We start from the raw sequence: 19595 nt of genomic DNA, 5'->3' as shown, positions 1-19595 counted from the left end.
TTGAGGCTCTGATGACCTGGACCGATCTCCAATCTGCACTTGTAGAACAGAACTACGTCGCCTCAGACGATCTGGCGGTGTCGCTGCATTTGGCTTTGTCATTGCACCGTCCTCTACTGCTGGAAGGTGCAGCGGGCGTGGGAAAAACCGAGGTTGCCCGAGTACTGGCTGCGGCCCAGAATACGCAATTGATCCGTCTGCAATGCTATGAAGGTTTGGACGCCTCTCAGGCAATCTATGAGTGGAATTACCAACGGCAACTGCTGGCGATCCGTGCGTCCTCTGAAGCAGGCGAGACCGGCAAGGCGGTTGAGGATCGGATATTCTCGCGCGAGTATTTGTTGGAGCGCCCCTTGCTGTCGGCGATCACGCAAGACGTTTCTCCAGTTTTGCTGATCGATGAAATTGACCGCGCAGACGAAGAGTTCGAAGCCTTCCTGCTCGAGATCCTTGCCGATTACCAAATCACGGTGCCAGAACTTGGCACCATCAAAGCCACCACCGTGCCAACAGTTATACTAACCTCGAATGGCACCCGCGACTTGTCGGACGCGCTAAGGCGCCGCTGCCTTTTCGCTTATGTCGATTATCCTGACAGGACGACGGAACTCGCGATCCTGAAGGCCCGTTGTGCTGGGATTGAAGCGCTGCTGGCCGATCAGGTGATCGGGTTCGTCCAGGCGTTACGCAAGGAAGAGCTGGAGAAAGTGCCCGGAATCGCGGAGACACTGGATTTTGCCGCCGCTCTTATGGGGTTAGGGATTGCCGATCTAACGGAAAACCCGGCAGCCCTCCAAGCCACACTCACGACACTTTTAAAAACTCAGGGCGATCGCGCACATATCACCACCGAAGTGGCACAACGCATTGCGGGGAAGGCCGCATGACCCGCGTAACCCGCTTTGCTGGCCGAGATCCCGGCGCCACAGCGCGCATGGCGGGGTTCCTGGCCCATTTGCGAGAGAATGGCCTGCGCCTTGGCGTGCAGGAAACCCAAGCGGCTCTGGCGGCCTTGACCTATGTTGAGGCAGCCAACCCCTCAGAGGCGAGATGCGCCCTCAAGGCGGTCTGCACGGGATGCAAGGACGACGCGCAGAGGTTTGATTTGCTGTTCGACAGTTTCTGGATGGATGCTGGTCGCGTGCGAACAAAGGTCATGCCGAAAATATCGGCCCCTACCAAGGGCGACGACAGCGTACATTCGTCACGAGATGCCAAAGGAGAAGACGTTGGAGGCGCTGGCGATGCGACAGCGCCGGACGGAGGTGACGGTGATGCCGAAAGCGATGGCGACGGCAAGCTGATCGCCACCGAGATGCGCAATCTGTCCCGGCGCGACCTACGCGATCTGGTACGGGCGGAAGAGATTGCCGAGGCCGAAGAGGTTGCCCGCCGCCTCGGACAAGCGCTGCGTGACAGTCGCTCCCGCCGCCGCATCGCTGCCCGTAAAGGGGACCGCCTGCATTTCCGCAAAACAATCCGGCGCAGCCTGGCAACAGGGGGCGAACCCATCCGACTCATCAAGCGCAAACGCCCTGATCGTAGTCGTAAAATCGTAGCCCTATGCGATGTTTCCGGCTCCATGACCGTATATGCGCAAGTGTTCCTGGCCTTTTTGGCCGGCCTGATGCGCGGAGATCCAACCGCCGACGCGTACCTGTTTCACACACGCCTCGTGCGGATAACCGAAGCTTTACGCGATAAGGACGCCATGCGCGCCATCGGACGGATGTCCTTGATGGCGGATGGGTTCGGCGGGGGCTCCAAAATCGGGGAAAGCCTGGACCGTTTCGCGGCTACATATGCGCGTCGGTTCGTCGATGGTCGTTCGGTCGTGATGATCCTTTCGGACGGTTATGACACCTCTTCCCCTGACCACATCGACGCCGCGTTGACCAAGTTGCGCAAACGTGGCTGCCGCATTCTTTGGCTGAACCCTCTCAAAGGCTGGCGCGATTATGCACCCGTCGCAGCGGGCATGACGGCAGCATTGCCTCATTTGGACCGCTTTTATGCAGCCAACACTTTGGCGGACCTCGCCGCGTTGGAGAAGGAGCTGGTATCGCTATGACCCCCGCTGAGTTGTTTTCTTCAGACCTGGCAGAAACAGCCCTGTCCCTGCGCGCCAAGGAACAACCTTTTGCCTTTGCCACAATCGTGCGCACTGCGGGAACCACTGCAGCTAAACCCGGCGCAAAAGCAATCATAGGTGCGGATGGCACTATCTTGCATGGGTTTCTTGGCGGCGGCTGCACCCGTGGCGCTGTGAGGCGAGCCACCTTGGAGGCTCTCGAAACCGGCGCACCTAAGCTTGTGTCGGTCGCGCCGGAGGACTTTTTAAACGATATCGGCGTCAGTGCCGGAGCAATGATGGAGGGCGTACTCTATGCGCGCAACGGTTGTCCCTCTCGTGGTACCATCGACATTTTTATTGAGCCCTGTCTTCCCATGCCAGAGTTGACAATACTTGGGAACTCGCCTGTCGCAGAAGCTTTGGCACAAATCGCACCACGTTTTCACTGGTCGATCACGCGTGCCCTTGATGGAAAGAGTGCACTTGGAAAGATGAGTGCGGTCGTCGTTGCGACGCAAGGGCAGGGCGATCTGGACGCCTTGCGCGACGCGCTTGCGTACGATGCAAACTATGTCGCCTTTGTCGGCAGCAAGAAGAAGTTCGCTGCCCTGTCAAAAAAGCTCTCTGAAGCCGGTGTGCCCGAGGTCACACTTGCTACCGTCTCAGCCCCAGCCGGTTTGGACATTGGTGCTGTCACGCCAGAAGAAATCGCGCTCTCCATTCTGGCGGAACTGGTCACCGTGCGCAGGAATTCCGCAGAAAGAGATCCAAATGCGTAAACTTTTCAAAATCTTAACTCGTATCTTCAAGCCCTCTAGTGAGCAGGCTGAGGTGCTTGCAAAGATCAAATACCCCTGTTGCTGAACAAAGGAAGGAACCGCCATGGAACTGGCTGACGAAATTCTCATCGATGCCCCGCGCGACGTGGTTTATGCAGCGTTGAACGACCCCGAGATACTGAAACGCTGTATCCCCGGGTGCGAAGAGCTGATCAAGAAGTCTGACACGGAACTTGAAGCCAAAGTTGTTCTTAAAGTTGGGCCCGTGAAAGCGAAATTCAGCGGAGATGTGGTCCTAAAAACCGACGGCGCCCCAGAGACATTCTCGCTGGAAGGCCAAGGCAATGGTGGCGCAGCTGGCCATGCAAAAGGCGGCGCTGACGTAACTCTGACCGAAAATGGCTCTCAGACCATTCTGCGCTACGAAGCCAAAGCCGTGATCGGCGGTAAGTTGGCGCAACTTGGGAGCCGTCTTATTCAGAGTACAGCGAAGAAACTAGCGGCCAAGTTCTTCAAATCCTTTGCAGACGTCATGTCGGAAGAACCCGTTGCTTGACCCACACGTTTATACGGAACATCCGGTTGATGTCCTTCGACATGCAGGTGACTTGTTTAAACGCTGGTAAGCAGTTTGTTTTGATCACATCGATCAGTATCAAGCGCGGAGCGGTGAGCATAATCGCGACATCTAAGAAAGGGTTGGCTGTGTTAGTGCAGTGAGCGACAGCTTTTTCCGCATAGCGGACACCGGGGCTCGATGCAGTCAAGGTCAACCATGCCGACAAACCTGCCGTTCAGTTTTTGGGAGGTTCGTAGGGATCCGGCGTTCCGGGCGGGATTGGCGGGTGCTCTTTGAACGTTGCGATGTGTTCCTGCAACTGCGGCAACGCCTTTTCGACCGCCCATGTGTAAGGGAAAAGTACGCTTTCACGCTCGTGCGGATCATTCAGAAGATTGTAGACCCGTGGTGTATCGAAAGACTCCGTCGCACCAAAAGCCGTTGTGTTCTCTTTGAACAGGACTTTCCAGTCCTTCCATTTGACGCCGAATATCTGCTCGCCCATGTAGACGATCACGCCTTCTCGGTTAGAACGCGGTTGGATGCCCAGAAAGAACTTGGATTGGTCGATGCCATCAAAGGCCCTGTCATCAGGCACCTTGCCACCTGCAAATGCGGCCAGTGTTGGATAAAGGTCCATCGAGTGGACAACGTCATTGCTTTCCGAACCAGCGGGAATCTTCCCCGGCCACTTGATTGCGAAGGGCACGCGCATGCTTCCTTCGAGACTGGTGAACAGAGTACCGCGCCAAGGCCCGGCTGTACCATGTACTGCAGGAACCGGCGAGACATTTGCGTTTCCAACCGGAAGAGCTTCGGGGCCGTTGTCAGCAGTAAAGATCACCACCGTTTCGTCGGAAACACCAGCATCCTCAAGTGCATCAACGATGCGTCCGATATAGCTATCTGTTTGAAGTAGAATGTCAGCCCAGACGCCGTTTCCCGTGGCGCCATCAAATTCTTCGGACACGATGTTTGGATAGTGGGTCTGCGTATAGGCAAGATAGATGAAGAATGGTGCATCTTCCCCGCTCTTGGTTTCGATGAAATCAATGGCTTTCTTTGTCAGGTCGCCATCTATCTCGCCGCGATAATCCAGATCATAGTCGCGCGCTATGGTTGCTGGCGCACCTGCAACACCCTGCATCACAACCGGTTCTTCCATGTTGGCTTCGGCAAAGCCCGGCAGCGAGCGCCAGACTGTGACATCAGTGGTTTCAACGCCGTAAAACTCGTCGAATCCTTGATTCGTTGGATAGCGTCCCTCGGTCCAGCCAAGGTGCCATTTGCCATACATGGCCGTGTTATACCCTGCTTCCTTGAGCATCTCGGCCATTGTGATTTCCCACTGGGTCAGACCGTAGATGCCACCTCCAAGTGGCACCGTATGATTGCCACTCCGAATGCCGTACCGACCGGTCATAGTCGCTGCACGGGACGGCGTGCATTGACTTTCAACGTTGAAGTTCGTGAGTCGTAATCCTTCCGCGGCCAAGTCGTCCATCTCAGGGGTCGCTGCACCACGGATTATGCCGCCTCCATTAAATCCGGGTTCGCCCCAACCAAAATTATCTAGAAATATGAATACGATGTTGGGTTTGTCTTGAGCTGAAGCGACGGTGGCAAATAGAAGAGATAGGCAAAGTAGGAATGTGCGAGAAAACAATTTCATGACAGCGGCTCCGATCAAGATCACGTGCTCAAGACTGACGAACCAAGTCACCAATCGTCAAGAACGACCATTCGCTACAGAGTTTTGAAGCAGCAGCTGGGCGTCCAGTTACGGGCGAAGCTTCAATCTGCGATCAATCGAATCTCCTCCGCGATCCCTTGTGATCAACTAAGAAAAACCTTTGTTTTCCTTGACGAACAGCCCACTCAGATGTTGCCATAGTCTGGCATTCAGCTCGGCTGGGAGGTTCAAATGAAGTTTTTTCTGACGACATCGACAGCAATCGTTTCCGCAGCATTCATAACAAGCCCTTCAAATGCTCAAGAGGCCGCACAAGGCGGGCAAGTTGGAGAGATGACCATATCGGTCGATGATATGCGTGAACCCGCGCCCGCCGATTTCTCACCCTATGCAGGTCGAGACTTTCCTACACGACCTCTGTGGGGTGACACTCACCTGCACACGTCAAACTCGCTCGACGCCCGCGGATTTGGCGTCATTCTGAGCCCCGACGATGCCTATAGGTTTGCGCGAGGTGAGGAAGTCACCACGTCGCACGGTTTGCGCGTGAAGTTGTCGCGACCGCTCGACTGGCTTGTCGTATCTGATCACTCTGACGCCATGGGCGCTATGAATGAGATCGTTGCGGGTAACTCCACGCTGATGCGTGACCCGACGCTTCGAGACTGGCACGAACGCCTCAACGCTGGGGGGGACGTCGCGCTTGGCGCAACAATGGAAGTTATCGAAACCTTTGCTGGCATCACCGGGGACGCTCTTCCCGAGGCTGTTTCAGACCGCAGGTTCGTACAATCCGTCTGGGACGAGTTCACGCAAACTGCGGATCATCACAACGCCCCCGGTACATTCACAGCGTTCATTGGATATGAATGGACGTCCACCGAAGCTGGCAACAACCTCCACCGCAACGTGATCTACCGGGATGATGCCATTCGCGCACGGCAGATGCTGCCTTTCACTACCGCAGAAACCTTTAATCCGGAACGGTTATGGGACTGGATGGAAACATATGAACAAGAGACTGGCGGGCGTGTGCTGGCCCTTGCCCACAACGGCAACGTCTCTAACGGTCTTATGTTCCCGGTCGAAACCAACCCGGAAACGGGTGAGCCGTTGACAGGTGACTATGCAGAACGGCGCGCGAAGTGGGAACCAATGTACGAAATCACCCAAATCAAAGGTGACGGAGAAACACATCCGTTTCTAAGCCCTAACGATGAGTTCGCAGACTATGAAACTTGGGATAAATCCAACCTGGGTCCAACGCCCAAAGAAGACTGGATGCTCCAATATGAATATGCGCGTGAGGCATTGAAGAACGGTCTCAAGCTAGAGGCTCAGCTCGGCACCAATCCATACAAATTCGGAGTAGTGGGATCGACCGACAGCCATACGGCTTTGGCAACGGCGGAAGAAGACAATTTCTTTGGCAAACACTCTGGCGTCGAACCAGAGCCCGGTCGTTGGCAGCATGTTGTTGGTGAGTTTGAAGCAACAAGAATTCTTGGATGGGAGATGGCAGCCTCTGGCTATGCAGCGGTCTGGGCTCAGGACAACACGCGCGAAGCAATATTCGATGCAATGGAGCGGAAAGAGGTCTATGGGACAACTGGCAGTCGCATCGCGGTTCGTTTCTTTGGTGGCTGGGACTTTACCGAAGCTGATGCAAGATCTCGTTTGCCCGCAGAAATCGGATATGAAAAAGGCGTTCCGATGGGTGGGGACCTCGCAGACGCGACAGAAGGCGCAGACGCCCCAACATTCTTGGTTGCCGCGCTGAAAGATCCGTTCTCCGGCAATCTAGACCGCGTTCAGATCGTGAAAGGTTGGTTAAATGCCAGCGGCGAAACTGAAGAGCGGGTTTATGACGTGGCTTGGTCAGGGGACCGAGAACCCGATGCGGACGGTAACCTTCCAGCAGTAGGGAACACTGTGGATGTTGCAACGGGTACGTTCACCAATTCGATTGGGTCTCCAGAGCTAATCACTGTTTGGACGGACCCTGATTTCGATCCTTCAGTGCGGGCTTTCTACTATGCCCGCGTCTTGGAAATCCCCACGCCGAGGTGGACAATTTACGATGCCGTTCGGTTCGGAGACGAATTGCCTGCCGACGTGCCCACGTCAACACAGGAACGCGCTTACACGTCGCCAATTTGGTATACTCCCGGAGGGTGAAATATACTTAATCTCTGCGTCGTTACTGTGAATCCCCGGCAGGTCTTGTTGACGCAACATTAGGCCAATCCGTTCATGCGAACGTCCACTTTTAGGGCTCGAAGCAGACCTTCGCTGCACTTTATTTAGGTGTATGTTATTCGTATCTTACGGGTCGTTCCGTCAGACACGGGCAGACACTGTTTTAGCTGTCAAAGCGGAGCTTCGATTTGATCTGTAGATGGAGGTGAAATTTGGTCCCTCAAAGCCAACGGGTGGCGCAACTAAGAAACCAAAATATTTTATGCGATATGCTACCACGGCTTCCTTTGATGGCATGTAGAAAAACTGTGCAGGTATTCCGCTAAGCTTGAAATCAAGCTGAAAAATTGGGCGAACCGTCAGCGAGATGAAGCGTTAAATGGCGCTGGAATTGCTACCAATGAGCCTTGGCCCCACTTGTGACCTTATGAACCAACATCTAACTGTCGTTGTAGTCGAACAGAACCAAGAACGTGCCTTTGCGATTGTGGATGCTCTTAAAGAGGCCGGAGACGTAGACGTTTCTGTAATCGGCAGTGTTTCCGGGTTGGCAAGGAAAATTGCTACTCATAGCCCGGATATTGTTCTGATTGATATCGACAACCCCTCTCGTGACATGTTGGAAGAACTTACCGTGGCTTCGGGCCCGATGGAGCGACCGGTGGCCATGTTCGTCTCAGGCGCCGCAGGCGGATTGGCGAAAGCTGCTGTTGAGGCCGGTGTATCAGCTTATGTTGTCGATGGATTGCAAGCTGAGCGCATTAAACCTGTCATCGATACCGCCATCGCTCGGTTTCAAGTGCTGCGCCAAATGCGGACTGAACTTGCAGAAACCCGCCGTGCGCTTGCAGAGCGTAAAGTGATCGATCGCGCAAAGGGTTTGCTGATGAAAGCAAAGGGCATTTCAGAAGACGAAGCCTATGCCTTACTTAGGAAGACCGCGATGAACCAGAAACGCCGCGTCGCCGATGTGGCGGAGGCTTTGGTAACTGCTTCAGGGTTGTTGTCATGAGAACCGTAACGTTGCCCGTCGCATATATGCCTTTGGTTGACGCGGCTCCGCTGATCGTTGCGCGCGAGATGGGTTTTGACCATGCCGAAGGTATCTCGCTAGACCTGCGTCCAGCCCCATCATGGTCCTCTTTGCGCGACATGCTGGCATTTGGGCATGTGGACGCAGCACATCTACTGTCACCTGTCCCAGTTGCCATGGCCTTGGGTCTTGGTGGCATTGCCACACCGCTATCCGCTGTGTCTGTCTTGTCCTTGAATGGCAACGTTATTGGCGTTGGAGCTCAATTGGCTGAGCGTCTGGCCGATCAGGGCTATGACTTCGATTTCTCCGATGCCGCCGCCGCTGGGGCCGCGCTGGCAAAGGCCGCTGGCGACGTTTTGGTGTTTGGCGTGCCCTTTCCGTTTTCAATGCATGTTGAGTTGCTGCGCTATTGGGTTGCGGGAACCGGACTCGCCTCGAAGCAGGTCGAAATCCGCACCGTTCCGCCCCCTCTCATGGCGCAGGCGCTTGCGGGTGGCGAGATTGACGCCTTCTGCGTGGGCGAGCCTTGGGGCTCATTCGCTGTGGATGACAATGTTGGAGCCTTGCTTTTGCCCGGTAAGGCGATCTGGACCTGCGCACCTGAAAAAGTGTTGGCGGTCAGAAATGACTGGGCAGAAACCGAACCACATTTGCTGGGCGGACTCATGCGGGCCGTTTGGCGTGCGGGTCGTTGGCTTTCAAACACGGACAGCCGAACAACCGCATCCGAGATGCTGTCACGCAAAACCTACCTCAACGTTTCACCCGAGCTGATTGATCGAGCGCTGATGGGCGAGTTCGCTATCTCGGCACGTGGCGAACAACGCCATGTAGAAGGGTTTGTCGAGTTCTACGACGGTGCTGCCACCTTCCCTTGGCGCAGTCAGGCCAAGTGGATCGCGCATCAGCTGGCACTTCGGAACGGTATCGATGTTAGCACGGCCGAACGTCAGGCAGCCCGAGTGTTTCGCAGCGATCTCTACCGGCGCGAACTGTTCGGGTTAGGTGCCGAAACCCCCGGAGCGTCGGAGAAGCTGGAGGGGGCGCTTCCAGTGTCGACTGCTGTAGCGTCGACAAACGGAAGCCTGATTCTGCCGCCGAATGTCTTCTTCGACCGTCGTATTTTCGAGCCAACAGGGTAAGAGCGCCTAAATTTTTTGCATTGCAGCATCAATTCACGCTGCAATGCAGAAAAATCGCGTTTTGACGCCAAAAACTGGATGACCGCCTAGATCAAGGATGTCTTAATCGGGTCATCGGTAGGCAACGAAGCCCACCGTCGGAATTCGCCCAACTGTTTGGGCACCTCACAAGAGCAAAGCCGCTCGACCAACCGCCAACTCCTCCCGGCGGTGTGTGTCGGCGGCTTTTTTGTTTGCCCAGCGGGTTGGGCTGAACCGAAAGGGATCGAAATGAAAAAGCTTTTACTAGGCCTCGCTGCGACAACGGCGCTTGTTTCTCCGGTACTGGCCGAACTGGAACTGGAAAAAGACGAGCTGACCTTTGGCTTTATCAAGCTGACCGACATGGCACCGCTGGCCGTCGCCTATGAGAACGGATATTTTCTGGACGAGGGTCTGTTCGTGACGCTTGAGGCACAGGCTAACTGGAAAGTCCTGCTGGACGGTGTGATCGACGGGCAGTTGGATGGCGCGCATATGTTGGCAGGACAGCCTTTGGCCGCAACTATCGGGTACGGGACCGAAGCCCACATCATCACGCCATTTTCGATGGACCTGAACGGCAACGGCATCACCGTATCCAATGAAGTTTGGGAAGAGATGAAGCCGAACATTCCCAAGATGGAGGATGGTCGCCCGCAGCACCCGATCAGCGCCGAGGCGCTTGCTCCGGTAGTCGAGAAGTACAAATCCGAGGGAAAACCCTTTAACATGGGCATGGTCTTCCCGGTTTCGACACACAACTACGAACTGCGTTATTGGCTGGCGGCAGGTGGTCTGCATCCAGGTTTCTATAGCCCCGAAAATGTGACCGGTCAGATCGGCGCGGATGTATTCCTGTCGGTAACGCCTCCGCCGCAGATGCCTGCCACGTTGGAAGCCGGTACGATCTATGGCTACTGCGTGGGTGAGCCGTGGAACCAGCAGGCTGTGTTCAAGGGTATCGGCGTACCGGTGATCACTGACTATGAGCTGTGGAAGAACAACCCCGAAAAGGTCTTTGGCCTCAATGCCGAGTTCGCTGAACAGTACCCCAATACCACTCTGGCCGTGACCAAGGCCCTGATCCGGGCCGCGATGTGGCTGGACGAGAACGAAAACGCCAACCGCCCCGAAGCGGTCGAAATCCTCAGCCGCCCGGAATATGTGGGCGCGGACTACGACGTCATCGCTAACTCGATGACCGGAACGTTTGAGTACGAGAAAGGCGACAAGCGCGAGGTTCCCGATTTCAACGTGTTCTTCCGCTACAACGCGACCTATCCGTTCTACTCGGACGCGGTTTGGTACCTGACTCAGATGCGCCGTTGGGGTCAGATCGCCGAAGCGAAACCAGACAGCTGGTATGACGAAGTCGCAAAGTCTGTCTACAAGCCCGAAATCTATCTGGAAGCCGCACGCCTGCTTGTCGACGAAGGCCTTGCGAATGAGGCCGACTTTCCTTGGGAGAGCGATAGTTACAAAGCGCCGACCCCAGCCGAGGATATCATCGACGGCATCGCCTATGACGGTCGTACCCCCAACGCCTATCTCGAAAGCCTGTCCATCGGTCTGAAGGGCGATCAGAAGATCGTCGGCTCGGACGTGCAAGGCTAATCCCGAAAATCCGCGCCCGGCATCTGCCGGGCGTGGCCCAAATATTGCCCCGCCATCGCAAGGACAAGATCAGATGACAACGGTCGATCCAGAATTCAACGCAGACGCCGCCCGAGAGGCGCGCCGCGCCCGCCTGTTCACCCGCATCAACGCCGCAGACAAGTGGTTTCAGGTGCTTGGCCTCAGCTGGGCCACCCCTGTTCTGAAGGCTGCCGCCGGAGACAATCCTCGCGCCCAGGTGACCGAGATCTGGCGTTTGCTGATCGTGCCTTTGTTGTCGATCTGTGCCTTCCTGCTTCTGTGGGCGACACTGGCACCGAAAGTGCAGACCTCTTTGGGTGCAGTCCCCGGACCGGCTCAGGTCTGGGAAGAAATGATCAACCTCAACGAGGACGCACAAGCGAAGGCTGCCAAACGCGCCAAGTTCGAGGCAATGGTAGAGAAACGAAACCAGAAGCTGATCGATGCGGGCCGGCCGGATGAGGTCAAGCAAGTCGCCTATACCGGTGCGCCGTCCTACTATCAGCAGATATGGACCTCGATCAAAACCGTGTTCTTCGGGTTCCTGATCGCGACCGTAGTAGCCGTGCCTTTGGGGATCGCCGCTGGTCTGTCCCCAACTGCGAATGCGGCTCTGAACCCACTGATCCAGATCTTCAAGCCGGTCTCGCCGCTGGCATGGCTGCCGATTGTGACCATGATCGTCTCGGCGGTTTACGTCACCAATGACGGCTGGTTCGCGAAATCCTTCCTGATCTCGGCCATCACCGTGACGCTTTGTTCGCTGTGGCCGACCCTGATCAATACCGCACTGGGCGTGGCGTCCATCGACAAGGACCTGGTGAACGTCTCCAAAGTTCTGAAAATGAACACTTATACCAAGATCACCAAGCTGGTGCTGCCCTCGGCCTTGCCTTTGATCTTTACCGGTTTGCGCCTGTCACTTGGCGTAGGCTGGATGGTCTTGATCGCAGCCGAGATGCTGGCTCAGAACCCCGGACTGGGCAAATTCGTCTGGGATGAATTCCAGAACGGCTCTTCCAGCTCGCTCGCCAAGATTATGGTTGCAGTCTTCACCATCGGCATCATTGGCTTCCTGCTGGACCGGGTGATGTATGCGCTGCAATCCCTGTTTACCTTCACGAATAACCGGTGATCGAGATGAGCATTCTTAGCTTCAAGAACGCCTCGAAATCTTTTGGCGAGGGCACCGCACGCACGGATGTGCTGAAAGGCATCGATCTGGACGTGCAAGAGGGCGAGTTTCTGGTGATCCTCGGCTTCTCGGGCACCGGCAAGACCACCCTGATCAAACTGATGGCGGGGCTTGATAGCCTGACCAGCGGAGAGGTCACGTTCAAAGGCGCTCCGGTCAAAGGGCCAGGCCCGGAACGGGGCGTGATCTTTCAGAACTACTCGCTGATGCCGTGGCTGACGGTCAGCGGCAATGTGGGGTTGGCGGTCGATACGGTCTTTCCGGGCCTCAGCAAAGTCGAGAAGGCCGAGAAGGTCGCGCACTATGTGAAGATGGTGGGCCTTAGCCATGCCGCAACGCGCCGCCCGGCAGAACTGTCCGGCGGGATGCGCCAGCGGGTCAATGTGGCGCGCGCCTTGTCGATGAACCCCGAAGTGCTGCTGCTGGATGAACCTTTGTCGGCGCTCGACGCGCTCACCCGCGCCAATCTGGCGGATGAGATCGAACACATCTGGGAAGCTGACAAGAAGACCTGCGTTCTGATCACCAACGATGTGGACGAAGCGATCATTCTGGCCGACCGGATAATTGCCCTGAACCCGGATGGAACGCTGGGTCAGGAGTTCCGCGTGTCGATCCCACGCCCTCGTGAACGTGGGGCGATGAACAACGATGAGACGTTCAAGCGCCTGCGTGCCGACGTCACCAAATACCTGATGGATGTGGGGATCGAGGCCAAGGTTGAAGGCTCGCGCATCCTGCCGGATGTTACACCGATCCACGGGGTTCCAACGGCGGTCGCCGAGGCGCAAAAGGGGATGATCGAGAATCGCTTCCTCGACTTCTCGCAGCTGCACAAGGTGTATCCGACGCCCAAAGGCCCGTTGACCGTCGTTGAGGACTTCGACCTGAAGATCGATAAGGGCGAGTTCATCTCGTTGATCGGCCATTCGGGATGCGGCAAATCCACGGTCCTAACCATGGCAGCCGGGCTGAACGACATCTCGAAAGGCGCGATCAAGCTGGATGGTCGTCACGTTGAAGGCGCTGATCCTGAGCGCGCGGTGGTGTTCCAATCGCCTAACCTGTTCCCCTGGCTCAGCGCCAAAGAGAATGTCGCGATCGGTGTGGATAAGGTCTACCCAAAAGCCAGCATGGCCGAGCGGCAGGATGTGGTTGAGTACTATCTGGAACGCGTTGGTCTGGCCGATGCCATGGACAAATCCGCAAGTGATCTGTCGAACGGCATGAAGCAACGCGTCGGTATTGCCCGCGCTTTTGCCCTGTCTCCCAAACTCCTGTTGCTGGATGAACCTTTTGGAATGCTCGACAGCCTCACCCGCTGGGAATTGCAGGAAGTGCTGATGGAGGTCTGGTCCCGCACCAAGGTCACCGCGATCTGTGTGACCCATGATGTGGACGAAGCGATCCTGCTGGCCGACCGCGTGGTGATGATGACCAACGGCCCGCAAGCGACCATCGGCAAGATCACCAAGGTCGACCTGCCACGCCCGCGCACGCGCAAAGCCTTGTTGGAGCACCCAGATTATTACGCCTACAGGCAGGAAGTACTCGATTTTCTGGAAGAATACGAACATGGCGCCAAACCCAAAACACCCGCCCCCAAGGCGATTGCAGCGGAGTGAAATCATGAAGCAAAGACTTGTAGTCATTGGCGCAGGTATGGCCTCGGGCCGGGTGCTGGAGCACCTGACCGACGCCGCGCCGGATGCGTTCGACATCACCTTGTTCAACGCCGAGCCGCGCGGGAACTACAACCGCATCATGCTTAGCCCGGTGCTGTCGGGTGAAAAGACGTACGAAGAGATCGTCACACATGATGACGCTTGGTATGCCGAGCGGGGCGTGGCCTGTCGCTTTGGCGAAAAGGTGGAAAAGATCGACCGCGAGATGAAGGTGGTCGAGGGTGCGAACGGCCACGTTCCCTATGACAAGTTGGTGATCGCCACCGGATCTAACCCGTTCATCATCCCTCTGCCGGGGCATGATCTGGAGGGCGTGATTGCCTATCGTGATCTGGAAGACACCCAACAGATGATGGGCATGGGCCCGGATAACAAGGTCGTTGTCATCGGCGGTGGTTTGTTGGGCCTAGAGGCAGCAGCGGGCATGGCTGCGCGTGGTGTGGACGTCACGGTGGTGCATATCATGGGCCATCTGATGGAGCGGCAGCTGGATGAAGCCGCAGGCTACCTGCTGAAGAAATCGCTGGAAGACAAAGGAATCAAGATCTGCCTGCAGGCGAACTCCAAAGAAATCCTCGGGGAAGACGGCAAGGTCCGCGCTTTGTTGCTGGATGACGGGACCGAACTGCCCTGTGATCTGCTGATCATGGCGGTGGGCATCCGCCCCAATACGGCGCTGGCGCAAGAGGCTGGTCTGGCCACCGGGCGTGGCATTCATGTGGATGACCAGATGCTGACCTCGGACCCGGATGTCTTTGCGGTTGGTGAGTGTGTCGAACATGACGGAGAGGTCTTTGGCCTTGTCGCACCGCTCTACGATCAAGCGAAAGTCGCAGCGCAGGCATTGCTGGAGGAAGACGCTGCATTCGCGCAAAAAACCCTCTCGACCAAGCTGAAAGTCACCGGCTGTGACCTGTTCAGCGCTGGCGACTTTGCCGATGGTCCCGGACGTGAGGATATCGTGTTCCGAGACCCCTCGCGCGGGGTCTACAAACGCCTTGTGATCGAAGAGGACCGTCTGGTCGGCGCCGTTATGTATGGCGACACGGCCGATGGCAGCTGGTTCTTTGGCCTGATCAAGGATGGCACCAGCATCGAAGAGATGCGAGAGACACTGATCTTCGGCCCGGCCTATCAGGGGGGCGATTCCGCGGACCCTCTCTCAGCCGTTGCAGCATTGCCGCCTGAGGCGGAGATTTGCGGCTGCAACGGCGTATGCAAAGGCGAGATTGTTGAGGCGATCAACGGTGGCGCCGACGATCTGGGCGCGGTTCGTGCAAGCACCAAGGCCAGTGCGTCCTGCGGCACCTGTACTGGGCTGGTGGAACAGGTGTTGCAGGTCACATTGGGTGACGACTTCCAGATGCCAACGGCGCAACCAATCTGCGGCTGCACCGATCTGACGCATGAGGATGTACGTCGTCTGATCAAGGGCCAGGAACTGAAAAGTCAGGCTGCCGTCTGGCAGGAACTTGGCTGGACGACGCCCAATGGCTGCCATGTCTGCCGTCCGGCGATCAACTATTACCTGCTGGCGGATTGGCCGCTGGAGTATCAGGACGACCCGCAAAGCCGCTTTGTCAACGAGCGCAAGCACGCCAACATCCAGAAGGACGGCACATTTAGCGTTGTACCGCGTATGTGGGGCGGGATCACCACGCCTGACGAACTGCGCGCCATTGCAAATGCGGCGGACAAGTACGATGTGCCCACCGTCAAGGTTACTGGCGGTCAGCGGATCGATCTGCTGGGCGTCAAAGGCGAAGACCTGCCCGCCATATGGTCAGACCTGAACAAGGCCGGGCTGGTCTCTGGCCACGCCTATTCCAAAGGTCTACGCACGGTCAAAACCTGCGTCGGCACCGATCATTGCCGGTTTGGTACACAGGACAGCACTGGGCTAGGCATCAAGCTTGAGAAAACCCTGTGGGGGTCGTGGACGCCGCACAAGCTGAAGCTGGCCGTATCCGGCTGCCCTCGAAACTGTGCCGAGGCGACGTGCAAGGACATCGGCGTGGTCTGCGTGGACTCTGGGTATCAGATCAGCATCGGGGGGGCCGCAGGCATGGACGTCAAAGAGACCGAATTGCTCTGCCAGGTTCCCACCGAAGACGAAGCGATCGAGGTCGTGATGGCCGTCACGCAGGCCTACCGCGAAGGCGGTAAATATCTGGATCGCCTGTATAAATGGTTGGGTAAGGTCGGAATGGGCTGGGTCCAAGCTCAGGTTGTTGAAGACCTTGAAAACCGCGCTGCCCTGGTCGCCCGGTTCGAACTGTCGCAGAGCATCTACCGCAAAGACCCGTGGGCAGAACACGTCAAAGAAAAAGCGCGGACCTACGCGCCAATTGCAGATTTCACACTGGAGGCCGCGGAATGAGCTGGATCGACATCGGACATATCGACGAAGTACCGTTGCGCGGGGCGCGTCTGGTCAAGACGCATATTGGCTGCATCGCTGTCTTCCGTACTGCCGAGGCGGAGGTCTTTGCCGCGACCAACAGCTGCCCGCACAAGGGCGGTCCGTTGTCTGAGGGTATCGTGCACGGGCAGTCGGTGACCTGTCCTTTGCACAATTGGGTATTTGACCTGAACACGGGCGAGGCGCAGGGCGCGGAAGCTGGCCGCATCACCATCTATCCCGTGCGCCTTGAAGAGGACCGTATCCTGTTGAACGACAGCGCAGTTACCCGGCGGAGCGCCGCCTGATGGACGGAAGTGGTCTACCCGAAGTTCGCTCGACTTGCGCCTATTGCGGGGTCGGTTGCGGTGTGCTTCTGCGACCCGATGGGGCCGGAGGCTTGACTGTTCGCGGTGATCCGGACCATCCGGCGAATTTCGGGCGTTTGTGCTCGAAAGGCTTGGCTTTGGGCGAAACGGTCGGGCTGGAACATCGGTTGCTGGCTCCTCGCGCCTTCGGCCAGGACACAAACTGGGACAAGGCGCTGCAGCTGGTCGCAGATCGGTTTTCCGCTGCAATCAAGAACCATGGACCGAACAGCGTGGCATTTTATGTCTCGGGGCAGTTGCTGACAGAGGATTACTACGTCGCCAACAAGCTGATGAAGGGTTTCATGGGGTCGGCCAACATCGACACCAATTCTCGACTGTGTATGGCGTCAACAGTGGCCGGACACAAACGCGCCTTTGGCACAGATACGGTGCCCGGGACTTATGAGGATCTGGACGAGGCTGAATTGGTTGTCTTGGTTGGCTCGAACCTCGCCTGGTGCCACCCCGTTCTCTATCAGCGCGTGATAGCCGCACGTCAGGCGCGCGGTACAAGGATTGTGGTTGTCGATCCACGTCGTACAGCAAGCTGCGATCAAGCAGATCTTCATCTGGCGTTGCAACCTGGCAGCGACGTGGCGCTGTTTAATCGACTGCTAACCAGAATTCACCAGACGGGGCATGTGGCACCGGATTTTCTGGATCGCAGCCATGGGTACAATGAAGCCCTCGAACTCGCCCAGCTTGATGATCCGGATGAGACCGGGCTTACACCAGATGAAATCGAAGCGTTTTGCGATCTGTGGATTGGAACCGAGCGGGTCGTTACGATTTTCAGTCAGGGCGTAAACCAATCCTCCAGCGGAACAGACAAGGTCAACGCGATCCTGAACTGCCATCTGGCCACCGGGCGGATCGGGCGCGCAGGGATGGGTCCGTTCTCGGTCACCGGTCAGCCAAACGCCATGGGTGGTCGAGAGGTTGGCGGTCTGGCCAACATGCTTGCGTGTCACTTGGATATTGAAAACGAAGCTCACAGAACAGCCGTCCAGGACTTCTGGAAAGCACCAAAGATGCCGGAGGAGCAAGGGCTTAAAGCGGTTGACTTGTTTCGCGCTGTCGAACGCGGTCAGATAAAAGCACTTTGGATCATCCACACCAATCCGGCGGCCACCATGCCGGATGCCGACCGGGTGAAGACAGCGATCGAAAGCTGTCCATTCACAGTTGTCAGCGACCTGACTGCCCGGTCAGACACCGCGCGTCTCGCAGACGTATTGCTTCCAGCGGCAGGATGGGGCGAAAAAAGCGGCACAGTAACCAATTCCGACCGCACGATCAGCAGGCAACGCGCCGTTTTAGCCCCTCCGGGACAGGCACGCGCGGATTGGGATATTTTGGCCGAAGTGGGCCGCCGCATGGGCTGGACAGAAGCTTTTAGTTACGAGTTTGCAGCGGAGATTTTCAAGGAATACGCGAACATGTCCTCGCTTGCCGTCTCTTTTGGCAAGGACTTTGAAATTGCAGGTTTTTCGGACATCAACGACGAAGAATATGATGCTTTGCGCCCAACGCGTTGGCCGACGACATCGCGAAAATCTGATGGTCGTTTCTTCGGCGACGGGCGTTTTTTTCATCCCGATGGCAAGGCGCGGTTTTTGCCCGTGATCCATCGACGACCCAAGGCAGAGCCATCAAAACGGCACCCTTTCTTGTTGAACACAGGGAGAAACCGGGATCAGTGGCACACAATGACACGATCCGGTTTGTCGCCTCGCTTATCGGCCCATCTTGCCGAGCCTTATCTGGAAATGAACCCTAAAGACGCTGACCAACTGGGTTTTGGCGCTGCCGATTTGATCGAAGTCAGTAGTTCAGCTGGAAGCGGCATATTTCGACTTCGCATTACGGAAGCTATTGCGCGTGGCAATGTGTTTGCGCCCATTCATTGGACCGGAGAAACAGCACCGTCGGCCCGTGTAAACGCGATAATTCCCAGTGTAACTGACCCGATTTCTGGACAACCGGAAAGCAAATCAACAGCGGTATCCGTTCGACGCATGAAAGCTGCATGGTACGGTTTCGCCGTTTCAGTAGATGCTGCGTCCACTGACGCAGAGTATTCGGCGACTGCCAAAACAAACAACGGCTATAGGATGGAATTGGCAGGGAGCCAGATTGTTGAAGACTGGGAAAGGACTGCTCGCGTTTGGTTTGGTTTACCGGATGCAACGGCGACTTCAGTAGAAGATCCCAAACGTGGCTCTTATAGAATTGCACTGTCAGACGGTCAGCGCATTCTGGCAGTGCTCTTTGTCGCGCGCCAACCTATCACCCTGATGCGAGACTATTTGGCAACTTTGCCCAAGGTGGCACCCCAGCAGATTCTGTCTGGCCAATCATCTGCTGGCTTTGAAGACTGCGGCCCGATCGTCTGTTCGTGTTTCGGGGTCGGATTAAAAACCGTCGTCGGTGCCATTCACGACAATCATATGATCAATGTGGACGGTATCGGAGATGTCCTCAAAGCTGGGACGAACTGCGGTTCATGCCGACCAGAATTAGCTGACTTGATCGCCGAGCATTCGAAATTGAGTCACGATAAAACGAGTAACTCCCTGCACGAGCTACTCGGGTAACACCCGTTCAGCAATGCCCATTGGGTTTTATCTAAGGCCTTCCTTCCGAGAATTCAAAACCTGACGCTTATGCGGGTCGCGACGAATGTCTCGAAGGAGCCCCAAGCAGAACTGTCAATAACTTACTGTGCGTGCACACAACGTGCCAATCCGCTGCGCTGCCAAAAAACTCCCGCTTTAAGGCAGAGGGAACGCGGTCATTCAGGCA

Annotated in this window: 14 protein-coding genes; 13 read left to right on the top strand and 1 reads right to left on the bottom strand. The window is 56.5% G+C overall.

Annotation, left to right across the window (positions count from 1 at the left end; genetic code table 11):
- Positions 1-11 precede the first annotated feature (11 nt).
- From ACXADZ_RS14635 to ACXADZ_RS14620, 4 genes are all read left to right on the top strand, one after another.
- Positions 12-887, top strand: coding sequence for an AAA family ATPase (locus tag ACXADZ_RS14635; RefSeq protein WP_171091890.1), 876 nt, complete (start codon positions 12-14; stop codon positions 885-887).
- Positions 884-2071 (top strand): vWA domain-containing protein, encoded by a 1188-nt coding sequence (locus ACXADZ_RS14630; protein WP_475197423.1) that lies wholly within the window; start codon positions 884-886, stop codon positions 2069-2071. The genes ACXADZ_RS14635 and ACXADZ_RS14630 overlap by 4 nt, the downstream gene beginning before the upstream one ends.
- Positions 2068-2853: an XdhC family protein gene (locus ACXADZ_RS14625; protein WP_475197422.1), complete on the top strand. Its 786-nt coding sequence runs from the start codon at positions 2068-2070 to the stop codon at positions 2851-2853. Before ACXADZ_RS14630 ends, ACXADZ_RS14625 begins: the two co-directional genes overlap by 4 nt.
- 103 nt (positions 2854-2956) lie before the next feature.
- Complete coding sequence (locus ACXADZ_RS14620; protein ID WP_171671631.1) at positions 2957-3409, top strand: SRPBCC family protein; 453 nt, start codon at positions 2957-2959, stop codon at positions 3407-3409.
- 238 nt (positions 3410-3647) lie between these two features.
- Here the strand turns inward: ACXADZ_RS14620 and ACXADZ_RS14615 are convergent, their stop codons facing one another.
- Positions 3648-5084: an arylsulfatase gene (locus ACXADZ_RS14615; RefSeq protein WP_475197420.1), complete on the bottom strand. Its 1437-nt coding sequence runs from the start codon at positions 5082-5084 to the stop codon at positions 3648-3650.
- Positions 5085-5336: 252 nt separating this feature from the next.
- On the opposite strand from ACXADZ_RS14615, the gene ACXADZ_RS14610 reads away from it, so the two are divergent.
- From ACXADZ_RS14610 to ACXADZ_RS14570, 9 genes are all read left to right on the top strand, one after another.
- Positions 5337-7283: a DUF3604 domain-containing protein gene (locus tag ACXADZ_RS14610; RefSeq protein ID WP_475197419.1), complete on the top strand. Its 1947-nt coding sequence runs from the start codon at positions 5337-5339 to the stop codon at positions 7281-7283.
- Positions 7284-7731: 448 nt separating this feature from the next.
- Complete coding sequence (locus ACXADZ_RS14605; protein WP_475198579.1) at positions 7732-8316, top strand: ANTAR domain-containing response regulator; 585 nt, start codon at positions 7732-7734, stop codon at positions 8314-8316.
- Positions 8313-9482, top strand: coding sequence for an ABC transporter substrate-binding protein (locus ACXADZ_RS14600; RefSeq protein ID WP_475197417.1), 1170 nt, complete (start codon positions 8313-8315; stop codon positions 9480-9482). Before ACXADZ_RS14605 ends, ACXADZ_RS14600 begins: the two co-directional genes overlap by 4 nt.
- 270 nt (positions 9483-9752) lie before the next feature.
- Positions 9753-11117, top strand: a complete 1365-nt coding sequence (locus tag ACXADZ_RS14595) for a CmpA/NrtA family ABC transporter substrate-binding protein (RefSeq protein WP_475197416.1) — start codon at positions 9753-9755, stop codon at positions 11115-11117.
- A 73-nt stretch (positions 11118-11190) separates the two neighbouring features.
- A complete protein-coding gene (locus ACXADZ_RS14590; protein ID WP_475197414.1) occupies positions 11191-12273 on the top strand; it encodes an ABC transporter permease in 1083 nt (360 codons plus the stop codon).
- A gap of 5 nt (positions 12274-12278) precedes the next feature.
- Positions 12279-13958 (top strand): ABC transporter ATP-binding protein, encoded by a 1680-nt coding sequence (locus ACXADZ_RS14585; protein WP_475197412.1) that lies wholly within the window; start codon positions 12279-12281, stop codon positions 13956-13958.
- A 4-nt stretch (positions 13959-13962) separates the two neighbouring features.
- Positions 13963-16398 carry a nitrite reductase large subunit NirB gene (gene nirB / locus ACXADZ_RS14580; protein WP_475197411.1) on the top strand — a complete coding sequence of 812 codons (2436 nt, stop codon included), beginning with the start codon at positions 13963-13965 and terminating at the stop codon, positions 16396-16398.
- Positions 16395-16727, top strand: coding sequence for a nitrite reductase small subunit NirD (gene nirD, locus ACXADZ_RS14575; RefSeq protein ID WP_475197410.1), 333 nt, complete (start codon positions 16395-16397; stop codon positions 16725-16727). Before nirB ends, nirD begins: the two co-directional genes overlap by 4 nt.
- Positions 16727-19387 carry a molybdopterin-dependent oxidoreductase gene (locus ACXADZ_RS14570; protein ID WP_475197408.1) on the top strand — a complete coding sequence of 887 codons (2661 nt, stop codon included), beginning with the start codon at positions 16727-16729 and terminating at the stop codon, positions 19385-19387. The genes nirD and ACXADZ_RS14570 overlap by 1 nt, the downstream gene beginning before the upstream one ends.
- Positions 19388-19595: the final 208 nt, after the last annotated feature.

This window comes from Ruegeria sp. ABM4_193 (genome assembly GCF_056158705.1).
The sequence above is the reverse complement of the archived record's forward strand: the minus strand, read 5'-3'. Positions and strand labels throughout refer to the sequence as shown.